The organism is Streptomyces malachitofuscus, assembly GCF_055571035.1.
Window position 1 is genome coordinate 14,392 of record NZ_JBVIGA010000021.1, and the last position, 15,169, is coordinate 29,560.

The 15,169-nt window shown below is 72.2% G+C and carries 17 protein-coding genes; 13 read left to right on the forward strand and 4 right to left on the reverse strand.

What is annotated here, in order from left to right:
- Positions 1-17: 17 nt before the first annotated feature.
- Positions 18-854 carry an endonuclease/exonuclease/phosphatase family protein gene (locus ACZ44S_RS27435; RefSeq protein ID WP_466933523.1) on the reverse strand — a complete coding sequence of 279 codons (837 nt, stop codon included), beginning with the start codon at positions 852-854 and terminating at the stop codon, positions 18-20.
- Between the two features lie 343 nt (positions 855-1,197).
- Here ACZ44S_RS27435 and ACZ44S_RS27440 point away from each other — a divergent pair, with 343 nt between their 5' ends.
- Positions 1,198-2,172 carry an alpha/beta fold hydrolase gene (locus tag ACZ44S_RS27440; RefSeq protein ID WP_466933525.1) on the forward strand — a complete coding sequence of 325 codons (975 nt, stop codon included), beginning with the start codon at positions 1,198-1,200 and terminating at the stop codon, positions 2,170-2,172.
- Positions 2,173-2,462: 290 nt separating this feature from the next.
- Here ACZ44S_RS27440 and ACZ44S_RS27445 read toward each other — a convergent pair whose 3' ends face one another.
- Positions 2,463-3,080, reverse strand: a complete 618-nt coding sequence (locus ACZ44S_RS27445) for an NUDIX hydrolase (RefSeq protein WP_466933526.1) — start codon at positions 3,078-3,080, stop codon at positions 2,463-2,465.
- Between the two features lie 261 nt (positions 3,081-3,341).
- On the opposite strand from ACZ44S_RS27445, the gene ACZ44S_RS27450 reads away from it, so the two are divergent.
- From ACZ44S_RS27450 to ACZ44S_RS27480, 7 genes are all read left to right on the forward strand, one after another.
- On the forward strand, positions 3,342-3,860 hold the full coding sequence (locus ACZ44S_RS27450; RefSeq protein ID WP_466933528.1) for a lytic polysaccharide monooxygenase auxiliary activity family 9 protein: 519 nt from the start codon (positions 3,342-3,344) through the stop codon (positions 3,858-3,860).
- A 95-nt stretch (positions 3,861-3,955) separates the two neighbouring features.
- Positions 3,956-4,855 carry an NAD-dependent protein deacetylase gene (locus ACZ44S_RS27455; RefSeq protein ID WP_466933530.1) on the forward strand — a complete coding sequence of 300 codons (900 nt, stop codon included), beginning with the start codon at positions 3,956-3,958 and terminating at the stop codon, positions 4,853-4,855.
- 484 nt (positions 4,856-5,339) lie between these two features.
- On the forward strand, positions 5,340-6,029 hold the full coding sequence (locus ACZ44S_RS27460; RefSeq protein WP_466933532.1) for a hypothetical protein: 690 nt from the start codon (positions 5,340-5,342) through the stop codon (positions 6,027-6,029).
- Positions 6,030-6,046: 17 nt separating this feature from the next.
- On the forward strand, positions 6,047-6,622 hold the full coding sequence (locus ACZ44S_RS27465; RefSeq protein ID WP_466933534.1) for a toxin-antitoxin system, toxin component: 576 nt from the start codon (positions 6,047-6,049) through the stop codon (positions 6,620-6,622).
- A gap of 58 nt (positions 6,623-6,680) precedes the next feature.
- Positions 6,681-7,868 carry an MAB_1171c family putative transporter gene (locus ACZ44S_RS27470; protein WP_466933535.1) on the forward strand — a complete coding sequence of 396 codons (1,188 nt, stop codon included), beginning with the start codon at positions 6,681-6,683 and terminating at the stop codon, positions 7,866-7,868.
- Entirely contained in the window at positions 7,861-9,276 is a 1,416-nt protein-coding gene (locus ACZ44S_RS27475) for an NAD(P)/FAD-dependent oxidoreductase (RefSeq protein WP_466933537.1), read from the forward strand. The genes ACZ44S_RS27470 and ACZ44S_RS27475 overlap by 8 nt, the downstream gene beginning before the upstream one ends.
- 238 nt (positions 9,277-9,514) lie before the next feature.
- A complete protein-coding gene (locus ACZ44S_RS27480; protein WP_466933539.1) occupies positions 9,515-10,594 on the forward strand; it encodes an alkene reductase in 1,080 nt (359 codons plus the stop codon).
- A 22-nt stretch (positions 10,595-10,616) separates the two neighbouring features.
- Here ACZ44S_RS27480 and ACZ44S_RS27485 read toward each other — a convergent pair whose 3' ends face one another.
- Positions 10,617-10,988, reverse strand: coding sequence for a winged helix-turn-helix transcriptional regulator (locus tag ACZ44S_RS27485; RefSeq protein WP_466933543.1), 372 nt, complete (start codon positions 10,986-10,988; stop codon positions 10,617-10,619).
- Positions 10,989-11,068: 80 nt separating this feature from the next.
- Here ACZ44S_RS27485 and ACZ44S_RS27490 point away from each other — a divergent pair, with 80 nt between their 5' ends.
- The 5 genes from ACZ44S_RS27490 to ACZ44S_RS27510 all read left to right on the forward strand — a co-directional run bounded on the left by ACZ44S_RS27490 (position 11,069) and on the right by ACZ44S_RS27510 (position 13,562).
- On the forward strand, positions 11,069-11,479 hold the full coding sequence (locus tag ACZ44S_RS27490; RefSeq protein ID WP_466933545.1) for a RidA family protein: 411 nt from the start codon (positions 11,069-11,071) through the stop codon (positions 11,477-11,479).
- A gap of 121 nt (positions 11,480-11,600) precedes the next feature.
- The gene (locus ACZ44S_RS27495) at positions 11,601-11,957 is read left to right on the forward strand and encodes an LPXTG cell wall anchor domain-containing protein (protein WP_466933548.1); all 357 of its coding nucleotides are present in this window, start codon (positions 11,601-11,603) and stop codon (positions 11,955-11,957) included.
- Positions 11,954-12,568 (forward strand): class F sortase, encoded by a 615-nt coding sequence (locus ACZ44S_RS27500; RefSeq protein ID WP_466933550.1) that lies wholly within the window; start codon positions 11,954-11,956, stop codon positions 12,566-12,568. Before ACZ44S_RS27495 ends, ACZ44S_RS27500 begins: the two co-directional genes overlap by 4 nt.
- A 102-nt stretch (positions 12,569-12,670) precedes the next feature.
- Positions 12,671-13,162: an RNA polymerase sigma factor gene (locus tag ACZ44S_RS27505; RefSeq protein WP_190162639.1), complete on the forward strand. Its 492-nt coding sequence runs from the start codon at positions 12,671-12,673 to the stop codon at positions 13,160-13,162.
- Positions 13,146-13,562: a hypothetical protein gene (locus ACZ44S_RS27510; RefSeq protein ID WP_466933552.1), complete on the forward strand. Its 417-nt coding sequence runs from the start codon at positions 13,146-13,148 to the stop codon at positions 13,560-13,562. The genes ACZ44S_RS27505 and ACZ44S_RS27510 overlap by 17 nt, the downstream gene beginning before the upstream one ends.
- A gap of 142 nt (positions 13,563-13,704) precedes the next feature.
- On the opposite strand, the gene ACZ44S_RS27515 is transcribed toward ACZ44S_RS27510, so the two are convergent.
- Positions 13,705-15,141, reverse strand: coding sequence for a GH1 family beta-glucosidase (locus ACZ44S_RS27515; protein WP_466933553.1), 1,437 nt, complete (start codon positions 15,139-15,141; stop codon positions 13,705-13,707).
- Positions 15,142-15,169: the final 28 nt, after the last annotated feature.

Consider the following 15,169-nt stretch of genomic DNA (forward strand, 5'->3'; position numbering starts at 1 on the left):
CCCCGGCGCACCTCAGTTCATCGGTCGTGAGTGGATTCCGTCGCGGCTTCCTGCTGCCGCTCCGGCACCCGGGCCAGGTCGAGGTCGGTGTGCAGCGGGTGGTGGTCCGAGTAGGGCGTGGGCTGCACGTGGTGCTCGAGCGGGCTGATGCCCCGCAGGAAGACGTAGTCGAACTTGCTCTGCCAGTCGGTGGTCGGCAGGCAGGTGCCGGTCGGTGAGGGCCGGCACTCGGGGTCGGTGTCCCCGGCCAGTCCCCACATCGGGGCGAGCTCGGGGGCGTCCGGCACGGCGTTGAAGTCGCCGAGCACGATGGCCCGGTCGTGCCGGGCGACCTCCTCGGCGAGTGCGGCGACCTGGTCCGTCCGGAACGTCTCCTGGCGGCGTTGCGCCAGGTGCGTGTTGAACACCCGGACCTCCTGGCCGTCCACGGTGGTGGTGACCGCCATGTATCCGCGGTCCTCGGAGCCCCCGTCCCGGTACTCGACGTTGACGCGGTCCTTCATCGGCGCCGCCGACAGGATCGCCTGACCGTAGCCTCCGGGGTTCCACGGCAGTCCTCCGCAGCGGCCCCAGTTCCGGAGCACCGTCCCGTACTCGACGTGGTAGACCAGCCCGTACAGGTTCTTCAGATGGTTCCGGATCCGCGCGACGTCACGCGCACACGCTTCCTGCAGGCCGATGACCTGGGGCGCGTAGGCGGCGATCTCGGCCGCCCGGTCGACGTCGCTCGTCCCGCAGGGGTTGCAGATGTTCCACGTCATGACCCGGTTCGGTACGACGTCCCTGACGGCGTCGGCGGACAGTGGTCCGGCGAAGGGGACTCCGCCCGGTGCACTGGGACCGAGGAGCATCATGCACGTCACGATCACCGCGCCCGCGAGCAACCGTGGGCCCCTTCCGAACACCGTGGCCTCCCCGTTGTCGACACCTGTGGCGGATGACGTCTCTCGGCACGAGGTTAAGTGACAGTCGTTGACGGCAGCACGTGTTTCCCCGTCAGGGAGGCGGAGTTCCTGACCTCGGCGAGGGCATGACACCGCGGTCACCGCTCCTCCCCTGCCCTTGCCGAGCGGGCACGGGAGGTGGCCGCACCCGCCGATGCGACGTTCACTCCGAAGGAGCAACTGGTGGTGCCGGGGCTGTCTGTGACGTGCAGATTCGTCTCAGCAGTGACTCCCCTCCACCGAAAGAGTGGTCATGAAGCGAATACGGCACGTCGCCGCCCGGCGAGCACTCCCCCTTGCGGTCCTCCTCCCCGCCACCGCCCTGATCGCCGCCGGCCCGTCGCCGGCGTCCGGGAGCGGGAACGACGCCGAGCCCGGCGAGGAGACCAAGCCCACCGTCGTGCTGGTGCACGGGTACTGGGCGGACGGCTCGGGGTGGCACGAGGTCGTACGGAGCCTCCAGGCCGAGGGATATCCGGTGGTCGCCACCGCGAACCCGCTGCGCAGCCTCTCCGGCGACGCCGACCACCTCGCCGCCCGGCTCAGGTCGATCGAGGGGCCCATCGTCCTCGTGGGCCACTCCTACGGCGGCGCCGTCATCACCAACGCGGCGGCCGGCAACCCGAACGTCGAGTCCCTCGTCTACATCGCCGGGTTCGCTCCGGACAAGGGCGAGACCGCCTTCCAGCTGGCCGCGAAGTACCCGGGCAGTCGCGTGACGGACGATCCCACCGCGCCCGTACCCACGGCCCTGAACGCGGTTCCGCTCGGCGGTGGCCCCACCGACGTCGATCTGTACCTCAAGCCGGACAAGTTCAGCGACGTCTTCCTCAGCGACCGTCTGGAGGCCGGCCGCGCCGACGTGCTGGCGGCCTCGCAGCGGCCGGCGACCGCCGCCTCGGGGAACGAGCCGAGCGCGGCCGCCGCGTGGAAGGAGATTCCGTCCTGGTATCTCGTCCCCACCGACGACCGCACGATCGGCACCGACAACCTGCGCTTCATGGCCGAGCGGGCCGGATCCACCACCGTCGAGGTCGACGCCCCGCACGCCGTCATGGAGACGCATCCCGACGAGGTCACCGACCTGATCCTGCGGGCGGCGCACGACGACGCACGCCCCGCCCTCGCCGCCACGGGCACGACCGGGCGGACCGCGGTGCTGGGCGGAGCGGCGGTCCTCGCCGTCGTCGCGGGCGCGACCCTCATGAGGCGCTCCCGCCGGCCCTGAACCGGTGCGCTGTCAGTGGCACGGTGCAGATGCCGGCATGGGACCTTCAGAGACGGTGCGGCTGCTGCGGGATTGGATGCGGCAGCGGGACCGGGCGGGCGTCGGCGAGCTGCCGGCGGACGACGTCGTCGTGGAGTGGCCGGTCAGCGGCGAACGGGGTGTCGGCCGCGAGAACTACGCACGCATGCCGTCGTCGCACGGGCCGCGAGTACGGGACCGAGCTCGGCGCGGATCCCTCTCCCGCCTGGCGGGCTCCGTACGTCCTGCGCCTCTGACGCCGCCCGGTCCGCTCACCGCTGCCCGCCGGTTCGGGTGTGCCGCAGTTTCCGGGTGAAGCGGTGCATGTGGGGGTCGAGCGACGCGGCGGGCTCCTCGAGCACCTCCTCGGCGGTCAGCCAGCGGATGGCGCCGAACTCTCCTTCGTCGTAGGAGGTGACGGTGCGCGCGTCGACGTCGAGGAGGTACCAGAGTGAGACGTCGGTGTGCGGGCCCTCACCCCTGGTCCGGGTGACGGTGAGGAAGAAGGGGTGCTCGCCGGTGAGCGGTGACGCCACGGCTTCGACGTCCAGTTCCTCACGGCATTCGCGGACCACGGCGGCCCATGGGTGCTCGTCCGGCTCGACATGTCCGCCCGGCGGCAGCCACAGGCCCGCCTTGCGGTGCGCGACGAGGAGCAACTGTCCGCGCCGGTGGTCGAGGACGACGAAGTAGCTCACCAGATGCGTCGCCGGCACGTCCGGCTTGCGCATCCGGTAGAGCGGTGCCCCGTTGCCGATCCACTGCGCGGCGGTCTCCAGGTGGGTGCGTTCCAGGGCGTCCCACGGTTCGATGGCTCCGATCGTCTCCAGCAGCCGCGAACGCGGTGACGGCAAGTCAGGAGTGGTGGGCGGGCGCGTTGTCGAGGTCATCCGTGCATCCTCGCAGGGCTCTCGGGCTCACCCTTGACACGGTCATGCTCGTCACTTGTATGGTCTAGGCCAACAGAACTCACCGCTCCGCTTCGGGAGTTGATCCTGCGCGGGCCCCGACCGTTTCCCCCGCGAGGACGGTGAGAGCGCGCACCTTCGCGCCTCCTGGCCCCACCCACGAGCGGTCATCCCCTCGCCTGCGGTCTCCCCCACTCATGACCGCACGCGCCCCCGGGGACGATCCGATGTGAAGGAGTTCCCATGCGTACCGACAAGAAGAAGGCCGCGCTGATCGGCGCGGCCCTCGCCCCCGTCGTCGCCGTCGGCCTCCCCGCCTCGTCGGCGAGCGCACACGGCTACATCTCCGATCCGCCCAGCCGCCAGGCCCAGTGCGCCGCGGGCACGGTGTCCTGCGGGGACATCACCTACGAACCGCAGAGTGTCGAAGGGCCCAAGGGCCTGACCAGCTGCAGCGGCGGCAACAGCCGATTCGCCGAGCTGGACGACGACGGCAAGGGCTGGGCCGTCACCCCGGTCCCGAAGAACGCGACCTTCTCCTGGCGCCTCACCGCACAGCACGCGACGAGCACCTGGGAGTACTACGTCGGCGGTCGGCGGATCGCGCTGTTCGACGACGGCGGGGCCAAGCCCGGCGAGGTGGTGAACCACCGGGTCGACTTCGGCGGCCTCACCGGACAGCAGAAGGTCCTCGCCGTGTGGAACGTCGCGGACACCGCCAACGCGTTCTACGCCTGCATCGACGTCAACGTCGGCGGCTGAGCACCGGACGGAGCCGGTCCCGGGAGCGAGCTCCTTGTTCCCGGGACCGCGGCCGGTCCCGCCCCGGCCCGCGACCGGTTTCGTACCCTTGCGCTATGCGCATGCGCCCCACCTTGAGCTGGACCCCCGCCGAGGACCTGCCGCCCGGTACCACCGACACGGCGCCGGTCGCCGATGCGCTGCGCGCCGGGGGTGTGCTGGTGCTCAGCGGGGCGGGCCTCTCCACGGAGTCGGGCATCCCCGACTACCGCGGCGAGGGCGGGAGCCTGAGCCGGCACACCCCGATGACCTACCAGGACTTCCTCGCGAGCACCGGTGCCCGGCGCCGGTACTGGGCGCGCAGCCATCTGGGTCGGCGCGCCTTCGCCCGCGCCCTGCCCAACGCCGGGCACCGGGCCGTGGCGGCGTTCGGACGGCACGGTCTGCTCTCGGGCGTGATCACTCAGAACGTCGACGGTCTGCACCAGGCCGCCGGCAGCGAGGGCGTCGTGGAGCTGCACGGAGGGCTGGAACGGGTGGTCTGCCTCTCCTGCGGCACGTTCAGCCCGCGCGGCGAACTCGCGGCCCGGCTGGAAGAGGCCAACCCGGGCTTCGACCCCGTGGCCGCGGGCATCAACCCCGACGGCGACGCCGATCTCACCGAGGCGCAGGTGGCGGACTTCCGTGTGCTGCCCTGCACGGTGTGCGGCGGCATCCTCAAGCCCGACGTGGTGTTCTTCGGCGAGAACGTGCCGCCCCGGCGGGTCGAGCACTGCCGCACGCTGGTCCGCGAGGCGTCCGCGCTGCTCGTCCTGGGCTCCTCGCTGACGGTGATGTCGGGCCTGCGCTTCGTCCGCCAGGCCGCCCAGGCAGGCACACCGGTGCTGATCGTCAACCGGGACCCCACCCGTGGCGACCGGCACGCCCTCACCCGGGTCGCGCTCCCGCTGGGCACCGCCCTGACCGCCGTGGCCGACGAGCTGGATGTGTCCGTCGACGGCGGGAAGGCGGCCTGAGCGGGTGGACGACGACGAGATACGCGCCTGCTTCGACGGCCGGCCCCGCGTCGTGCTCCGACCGGGCCGGTACACGGCGTCCGTGCGGCGCCTGACCGACGAGGTGGCCCACGCGCTCGGATACCGGTACGTCGAGACGTACCGGCACTGGCCCACGGGATTCTCGCTGGTCTACGAGCGCGACGACGGCCCTCGGGCACGTGACCGCAACCGGCTGACCATCGCCCGGCTGCGTGCGGGTGGCCCGGTGCTGCCGGAGATCGAGCCGCCTCCTCCGCCGCCACCGGGCCCTCCGCCGCCCGCACCGTCAGGGCCTCCACGGCCGCCGCGCCGGCGCCCCGGGGAACCACCGCCGCCGCCACCCGTCGCACCGGCCGCGCGCCGGATACCGCCGATGCCGCCCTGTCCCCCGCCTCCGGCTCCCCCTCCACCGGCGCGTCAACGATCGTTTCCGGCCAACAACGATCGTTGAGAAGTGCCGCCCATGGTGCGTAGGCTGCGAGGCGCACGGCATCTGTCGGTCCTCAACGCCTGGAGTACGTCGGTGGAGCCACCCACGCATCTCCCCGAGACGCTGCGCCGGCTCGACTCACTCATCGCGGAGCGGGGATCGAGCCGGCGGGACCTGCTCGACGTGCCGGGCCTCGCGCGCAGGACGCTGCTGTCCGAACAGGCCGTCCGCACGCTGCTGAACGGCGGCACCCTCCCCGCCGACTCGGTCAACGAGCGGGTCCGTACGCGGATCAGGGCGCTGACGGACGCCCGTCTCGCGCAGACCGGTGAGCGTATGTCGGACCTGGCCGGCGCCATCTCCCGCCGGCTCGGGGTCTCGGCGTACTGGGCACGGCAGGTGTGTTCCGGCGACAAGATGCCCAGCGTGGAACTTCTGCACGGACTGGTGGGCTTCTTCCGGGTCGAGGGAGGCGAGGCCGCGTTCACCGCCGCGGCGCCCGAGGCCCTGAACCGTGCCCTGCTGCCCCTCCTCGCCGAACTGGAGCCGCCGCCGGAGAGCACAACGGGGGCCGCGCCGACGGCAGTCGGTGCGGCGGGGCACGACGACGTCCGCGGCATCGCGCTCCGACAGGCGCGTGATCTGCCGCCGGAGCGGTGGGCCGTGCTCAACGCGACGCTGAACGCGCTGCTGGAGCTCGACAACCAGGAAGAGGACCGATGACCAGGGGAACAAGGGCGATGCGAAAGCTCAGCGCCCGACTCGTCAGCGGCTTACGGCCGCTCACCGGCGACGCCGACGTCGTCCCGGCGATGGGCCGGGCCCTGAGCCAGGTGCGGGGCCGGCCCGTCCGGCTCCGCAGCGCGGTTTTCCCGCCCGCCACAGCCAGCGGTGTGTGGGTCGACCGCACCGACCACGATCTGATCGTCTATGAGGAGAACACCAGCCCCGAGCACCAGCTCGTGATCATCGGTCATGAGGCCTGGCACATGTTCGCGGGCCACGGCACTTACCACGGTGCCGCCACCCGGGCCGTCGGCACGGAGGCCGGACAGGGGCTGACCGGCTTCGTGGCCGCCGTCGCCGAGGCCGCGCGGACCGACCTGTCGCCCGTACAACCCATGGACGCGGGGCTCCACTTCGCCGCGCGCACCGACGGCCACGAGCTCCGGGAGGAGCTGGAGGCGGAACACTTCGGATTCCGTTTCGCCACGGATGTGCGCGCCGCCCTCGACGAGGCACGGGCCGCCGAGGACCCCCACGACCTCACGGGGCGGATCCAGGCGTCCATGGCGCACCGCTTCCGCCCCGGCTGATCGCGCGCACGAGCCCCATCACGTCCGTGCCGAAGAAATCGAAGAAAGAGACAGTCCGGTGACAGCCGAACCGAGCAGCGTCGGATTCTACGTCTACGGGATCATGCTCCTGCTCGTCTGCGCCATGAAGGTCCCCGCGCTGCTCCGCAGACGCCACGACACGCTGCTGCGCATCGCCTGCCTGCTGCTGTTCGCGGCCGGCTGCATGATGCTGTTCGCCGCCCCCGCGTCCATCACCGCGCTCAACCGGCTCACCGGCATCACCAACTTCGCCGCCCCCGTGGTCTACGCGACGACGACCGCGTTCTCCGGGGCGAGCCTGCTGCTGATGGTGAACTGGAAGCCCGCGCCGCCCGAGCGGACACGGCGGGTGTCCCGGCTGTGTGTGACCGTCTACGGACTCGCGATGCTGGCCGTCGTCGTCCTGTTCCGGGCCGGGTCGACGCCCACGGAGCAGCCCACGCTGTTCGACGTCCACTACGCCACCACGCCCTTCATCCGGGAGATGATCGTCCTCTACCTGGTCGCGCAGGGAGTGGCCATGGCGATCGCGGGCGCGCTGTGCCTGCGCTGGTCCCGGGAGGTCCGCGGCTCGTTGCGGGTGGGACTGCGCATCCTCGCTCCCGCCTACCTCCTCGTCGTGTGCTACGTCGTGCTCAGGCTGACCGCGGTGACCGCGCGGTGGACCGGTCACGATCTCGACTTCCTGGTGGACGAGGTCTCACCCCTGTTCTCCGCGCCCTCCGCGGTGCTCGGCGCCCTCGGTTTCGTCATCCCACTCGCCGGACCGCGCGCCGCACAGACCACGCGCGCCCTGCGGCACCTGCGGCAACTGGGCCCGCTCTGGAGGGAGTTCAAGGACATCCCCACGCCCAACGCCGTCCGCGCCCCCCTGCCCTGGTGGCGGACTCCCCCGGCGGTGCTGCTCACCGGACGGAAGACGGCCCTGTACGACGCCGTCCTCGCGCTGACCCCCTACTGCGACCCCGACGTGCGTGAGGCGGCCCTGCGCGCCGCGCTGCGCCACGGTGACGACGAGGCCCGGGCGGCCGCCACCGCGGACGCGGCGATGATCCTCGTCGCCCGGGAGAGGCAGCGCACCGAGCCCGGTCACCCCCCGACGACGGAAGGTGCGGCACCGCGGACCCGGGACCTGCTGTCGCTGTCCCGGTCACTCGCCTCGCCCGTCGTCCAAGACCTGCGTGACCGTCATGTGCCCCTGCAGAAAGCAGCCCACCATGAGTGAATCCCCGCGCCGCGCTCCCGTCCGTGCCGTCGTCATCGGGGGCAGCATCGCCGGCATGCTCGCCGCGGCCGCCGTCAAGGAGCACGTCGACTCCGTCGAGATCATCGAGGCGCACGAGCTGCCCGAGGGCCCCGCGCCGCGCACCGGGGTGCCGCAGGCCGTGCACATCCACTTCCTGCAGACCGGAGGGGCCGAGGCCGTCGAGACGCTGCTGCCCGGCACGATCGATCTGCTCCTGGCGGCGGGCGCCCACCGCATACCGGTGACCACCAACATGGTCATCCACTCGGCCGAGGGCTGGTACCGCCGCTGGAAACGCACCACCCACTACGTCATCACCGCCAGCCGGGACCTCACCGACTCCGTCGTACGGGCACAGGTCCTCAAGGACCCCCGGGTCGGCGGGCGCGCACACACCAGGGCCGTGGCGCTGCTCGGCGGGCGTGGCCGCGTCACGGGCGTCCGGGTGCGTGACGCCGACGGCGCGGAGCACGAACTGCGCGCCGATCTGGTCATCGACGCGTCCGGCCGGGCCTCCCGTACGCCGCAGTGGCTCGCGCGGCTCGGGATCACCGGTCTCGCGCAGGACCACGTCGACTCCGGTCTCGCCTACGCCAGTCGCTTCTACCGCGCCCCGGTGCCCACCGCCGGCTGGCCGGTGATCGGTGTGCAGGCCGACCCGGGTCTCCCGCGGCCGGCCAACGCGGGCGGCATCCTGCCGGTCGAAGGGGATCGCTGGCACGTCAGCCTGATGGGCGCTCCGGGCGCCCATCCCACCGCCGATCCGGACGCCTTCGAAGCCTACGCGCGCACGCTGCGCCACCCGGTGATGGCCGATCTCCTCAGGCACGCCGAGCCGCTGACCGACGTCAGCGTCACGCACAGCACCGCCAACCGGCGCCACTATTACGAGCGGCTCACCCCGTGGCCGGAGGGCCTGGTGGTCCTGGGGGATGCCGTCGCGGCCTTCAACCCGCTCTACGGACAGGGCATGTCGGCGGCCGCGCAAGGGGCCGTCGCCCTGCGCGACCTGTGCTCGCGGGGCACGGCTCCCGGGTTCGCGCGGCGTGCCCAGCGCGCCATCGGCAAGTGCGTCGACACCGCGTGGACACTCGCCGTGGGAACGGACATCCACTACGCGACGACCAGGGGCAGGACCCCCACCGTCGCCGATCGTCTGCTGCACCGCTATGTCAGCCGGCTGTCGCGCACCGCGACCGGCTCGTTCCACGCCGCCACCGCCCTGACGGACGTACTGGCCCTGCGGGCGGCGCCCGCCTCCCTGGTCAAGCCGGGTGTGCTGCTGACCGCGCTCGTCGGGCCGCTGCGTCCGGAGCCCGGCGGCCCTCCGTTCACACCGGCCGAGATGAGACTCCTGCGGGACCTCGGGGAAGCGGCCGCCGAATAGCCGGCGCCCGGCGGCGCGCGGGGCGGTTCGGCACGGTCGTCGGACCGTGCCGCATGCCCCTCGCCCGACCAGCACCCGGAGCAGCGGGGTGATCCCACCCTCGTCCGGGGCTTCTCGTACGGGCCGACTCTGTCGGGTCTGTGAGCTGCGGCACAGCGCTTGCCTCTGACATCAATGTGAGGTTTTAGCGTGAGGGCGTGTCCGTTTCAAGGACCGAGCGCACAGAGGGAGTTCCGACATGACTAACCTGTTCGACAGCCATCGGCTCGGCGACCTGAGGCTGCCCAACCGTGTGGTGATGGCCCCGATGAGCCGGGTCAGGGCGGCCGCCGGTGGTCTGGCGACACGGTCGATGGCGATCTACTACGCCCAGCGGGCGACGGCCGGCCTGATCGTGAGCGAGGGGGTGCAGCCGAGCCCGGTCGGGCAGTCCAATCCGGGCACGCCGGGACTGCACGACGACCGGCAGGTCGCCTCGTGGCGCCAGGTGACCGGCGCCGTGCACGCCAACGGCGGCCGGATCTTCGCCCAGCTCATGCACGGGGGACGTGTGTCGCATCCCGACACCATCGGGGTGCGGCCCGTCGGGCCCTCGGCCGTCCCCGCCGTCGGCGAGGTGTTCACCCCGTCCGGCCCGCAGCCCGCGCCGACGCCGCGCGCCCTGGAGACCGCCGAAGTGCCCGAGCACGCCCACTCGTACGCCGACGCCGCGCGCCGCGCCGTCGACGCCGGTTTCGACGGCGTGGAACTGCACGGCGCCAATGGCTACCTCATCTCGCAGTTCCTGTCGTCCAACGCCAACCTGCGCACCGACCGCTACGGCGGTTCCGTGAGCGGACGGATCCGTTTCGCCGTCGAGGCGGTGTCCGCCACGGTCGAGGCCGTGGGCGCGGACAGGACCGGCATCCGCCTGTCTCCCGGCGGCACGTTCTGGGGAGTGCGGGAGAGCGACGTCCCCGAGCTCTATACCGCGCTCCTGGCCGAGCTGGCCCGCCTGGACGTGGCCTATGTCCATCTCGAGGCCACCGCGGACGAGGACGTACTGATCGCCCTGCGCCGCCTCTGGCCGGGCACGCTCATCATGAACCCGGTGCTCCCGATGGGGCCCAAGCACACCGACCGTGCCCGCGCCGACCACTGGCTCGGACTGGGAGCCGAACTCATCAGCTTCGGGCGTGACTTCATATCCAACCCCGACCTGGTCGAACGGCTGCGTGCCGGTCTGCCGATCGCCCCGGCCGACGAGGCCACGTACTACCAGGGCGGTGACGCCGGCTATCTGACGTACCCCGCCTACCAGCACACCGCCGCGGCCTGACCGGTCCCCGGGTTCCGCGCGCTCATTCGAGGTCGAAGGCGCGACGCGCGCGCTCGACGTCGGGCATGTGCGCCGTGACCCACTCCAGGAGGACCTCGATCGGGTGCCGCATGGTCTTGCCCAGCGGCGTGATGCGGTACTCGACGGCGACGGGGCGGGAGCTGAGGAGCACACGCTCGACGATGCCGTTGCGCTCCAGCCGGCGCAGTGTCGCGGTGAGCGACTTCTGGGTCACCGAAGGGATGGCGCGGCGCAGGTCGTTGAATCGGCAGGGCCGTTCGCAGAGTTCGTTGAGAACGCTCAGCGACCACTTGTCCAGCACCTGATCGAGGAACTCCCGGTGCGGGTGCTCGATCCTGAGTTCGCCGTCGTTGATGTCCGCGGTATCCGGCACGATACGTGGTCTCCTTGAAGTGTCCTTCGTCCACCAGGTAGCAAAGGTATACCTACTTGGTCCGAAGTGAGGAGACCTCGATGTCCGTCCGTCGTTTCACACCCGAGGGCATGCTGCAGCCCACCCCGTACGAGCATGTCGCCGTCGGCACCGGCACGCGTCACGTGCATGTCAGCGGCCAGGTCGCCCGGTCTGCGGACGGAGCCCCCGTCGCCCCGGGCGACCTCGCCGGGCAGGTCGCCCACGCCCTGCGGAACACCGCGCGCGGTCTGGCCGGCGCGGGCGCGTCGTTCGACGACGTCCTGCGGCTGACGTTCTACGTCACCGACTGGGCGCCCGAGAAGATCGGCGCGTTCATGGCCGGGGTCGAGCAGGTCGCGGAGGAGGTCGGACTGCCGATGCCCCTTCCGCCCTCCTCGCTGATCGGCGTCGACCACCTCTTCGAGCCCGATGTCCTGGTCGAGGTGGAGGCGACCGCGCTCCTGGACTGAGTCCGCACGCGTCTTTACCTTCTCTTTGCAACCCGCGTCGGTGCTGCCTCGTCTCTCCGCACGATCCATGACCCAGCCCGCCCGGTCACCGTGCGGGCGGACCGAGGAAAGAGAGCGTTCCATGCGCCGAACCGTCCTGAGCGCCACGGCACTCGCCTGCACCGCCGTGCTGGCGAGTGCCGTGCCCGCCTTCGCCGACGCCCCCTCCCCCGTTCCGGACAGCGCAGCCACCCCCAGCGCGTCGCCGGCCCCGGCCGAGGACACGGGAGCGTCCCCGGTCCCGGCCGAGAGCGGTGCGCCGGCTCCGGCCGAGGATGCCGGCGGGGTCACCGTCGTGCCCAGCGGTGCGCCCGACACCGGTGCCGCCCCGGCGCCGTCCGACGGCAACGGCACCCTGATCGGCGCCGGTGCCGCCGCGGCGCTCGCCGCCGGGGGCGCGGTCTTCGTCGTACGGCGCCGGCGGGCCACCGCGGAATGACATCGTTCTCCAGGCGTGCCTTCGCCGCCGCCGCGACGGCGTCCCTCCTCGCCGCCTGCGGCGGCGGTCACGGAAGCGCCCGGCCCACCGCCGGACGCCCGGAGGGCACCACCCCCGCCACGCGGCCGTCCGTGAAACCGGCGCGGGCCCTCGAGCGCTCGGTTCCGGTCGGGCTCGAGATCCCGGCCATCGGAGTCGACACCCCGGTCATACGGCTGGGGCTGGCGCCGGACCGCACGGTCGAGGTGCCTCCGGTCCGGGCGGACGACCCCGCGGGCTGGTACCGGCACTCGCCGACACCCGGCCAGACCGGCCCGTCGGTGATCCTCGGCCATGTCACGGTGGGCGCCCACGGGGACGGAGTCTTCCGTCATCTCGCGCGGTTGCGCCGGGGCGAGAGGATCGTGGCACGCCTGGAGAACGGCACCGCGGCGGTGTTCGCCGTCGGCTCGGTGCGCACGGTCCCCAAGGCCGACTTTCCCACGGACGCGGTCTACGGGGACGTCGACCGTCCGGAGCTGCGGCTCATCACCTGCGGCGGCCCCCGCACGGGGGACGAGTACCGCGACAACGTCATCGTGTTCGCCACGCTGAGCGGCACGACCGGCTGACCCGTCACCGGGTCCCGGACCGGTGGCCGATGTGCCGACGGCCCGGGACCTCGTCCACGTGCGGACATCACCACACCGGTACCGCCACGACCATGGAGAGCATTGAAACGGTCCCGCGAGCAGGCAGCGTCGGAGCTCTTCGCTGCCCTCTATCCGCGCCTCGCCGGCTGGTGCCGCCGTCTCGTCGACGACGACGAGACGGCCCACGAGATCGCCTCGGAGGCGTTCACCCGGCTGTGGGCCCGCTGGACCTCCGTGGCGGAACCCCGAGGCTTCCTCTACGTCACCGCGGCCAATCTGGTCCGCGACCACTGGCGCAAACTGGAGCGCGAGCGCAGAGCCGTGCACCGGGTCGGTGCCGAGACGGCCGTCCGGCCGCACAGCGAACAGTCCGACCCGTCCGTACGTCTGCTCGTGCAGTCGCTGCCGGAACGGCTGCGCGTGCCGATCCTGCTGCACTACTACGCTGACATGCCGATCCGGGAGGTGTCCGCGGTGACCGGACGCAAGGAGGGAACCGTCAAGGCCGATCTGCACGCGGCCCGGGAACTGCTCCGTGCCCACCTGAGGAGAAGCCTTGATCACACACGCTGACGAGGGTCCGGAGTTCGAACCCGACGACCCGCTCGCCGTCATCCTGAGGCCCCCGTCCGACCGCCTCGGCCCGCCGGCCGGCCGGTTCGAGGCGATCCGCCGCGGGGCGGCGCGCCGCCGGCTGGTCCGCACCGTGGCCGGCGTCGGACTGACGTGCGCCGCCGTCGCCCTCGTCGCCGTGCCCCTCCAGCAGGCCGCGACGGCCGACAGGCCCGCGTCCCCCACGGTTCCGCTCGCGCCGCCGCCCGTGAGCGACTCCCCCTCCGCGAAGCCGCATCCGTCGGCGTCACCGCAGCCCGCCGAGTCCCCCTCCGTGCCGCGGGAGGGGACCGACGCCCCCGCCCCGGCGACGGACGGGTCCACCCCCACTCCCGCTCCCCTGGTGACGGGCTCCCCTTAGGGTCTGTCGTTCGGATCACGCCGCAGACGCGGGGCCTGACACCGTCGGTTCCCTGCGACATGATCCGAACGACAGATCCTGGCCCGGGTCCGGAACCGGCCCCTCCCGCGTCCGGCGTCCGGACGCGGGAGGGGCGGGGTGGTCACGCGCCGGGCAGGATCCCGGTGCGGGCGACCTCGGCGTACCAGCGGGCGCTGGCCTTGGGGATACGGGTGCCGGTCGGGTAGTCGACGTAGACGGTGCCGAAACGCTTGCTGTAGCCGTGCGCCCACTCGAAGTTGTCCAGCAGCGACCACAGGAAGTAGCCGCGCACGTCGGCGCCGTCCAGGATGGCCTGGTGGACCGCGGCCAGGTGGTCGCGCACATAGGCGATCCGGGCGGGGTCGTTGACCCGGCCCTCCGGGTCGGCGTAGTCGTCGAACGCCGCGCCGTTCTCGGTGATGACCAGCGGCAGCCTCGGGAAGTCGGAGGACAGCCGGTTCAGGAGGTCGTGGAGACCGGTGGCGTCGACGGCCCAGCCCATGGCGGTGGTCTCGCCGGGCGGCTGGTGGAAGGCGACCTGGTCCGCGCCCGGCCAGGGGCTGTGGGTGCTCCTGCCGTGTCCGTCGGAGGTGTGGGTCCCGCTGCCGTCCGCCTCGGAGACGACGGTGGGCGTGTAGTAGTTGACGCCGAGGAAGTCCAGCGGCTGGTGGATCTGCGTGAGGTCTCCGTCGCGTACGAAGGACCAGTCGGTCAGCGCGGCGGTGTCCTTGAGCAGGTCCTCCGGGTAGGCGCCCTGCAGCATCGGGCCGGAGAAGACCCGGTTGGCGAGCGCGTCGATCCGGCGCACCGCGTCTGCGTCGGCGTCGCTGCCGGTGAGCGGGCGGACGTGATGGATGTTGAGGGTGACCGAGCACTGGGCGGCGGCGGGGAGGCGGTCGCGCAGGGCCTGGACGGCGAGCCCGTGGCCGAGGTTGAGGTGGTGGGCGGCGCGCAGGGCGGCGACCGGGTCGGTGCGGCCGGGGGCGTGCACACCGGAGCCGTAGCCGAGGAAGGCGCTGCACCAGGGCTCGTTGAGGGTGGTCCAGGTCTTCACCCGGTCACCGAGGGCGTCCGCGGCGAGCGCGGCGTACTCGGCGAACCGCTCGGCGGTCGCCCGCTCGGGCCAGCCTCCGGCGTCCTCCAGCTCCTGGGGCAGGTCCCAGTGGTACAGGGTGGCGACCGGCTGAATGCCCTTCTCCAGCAGCTCGTCCACCAGGCGCCGGTAGAAGTCCAGACCCTTCTGGACGGCGGGACCCCGGCCGGTGGGCTGGATCCGGGGCCACGCCAGCGAGAAGCGGTAGGCGCCCAGGCCGAGTTCGGCCATCAGGGCGACATCCTCGCGCCACCGGTGGTAGTGGTCGGTGGCGATGTCACCGGTGTCGCCGTTGCGGACCCGGCCGGGGGTGCGGGCGTAGGTGTCCCAGATGGACGGGGTGCGGCCGTCCTCGGTGGCGGCCCCCTCGATCTGATAGGAGGCGGTGGCTGAACCCCAGAGGAAGCCCTTGGGGAAGGTACGGGCGGCGTCCGGGGCGGACGCGGTCTGCTGTGCGGTGACCACGTAAGTCCTTTCGGAGTAAGGGGGGTTC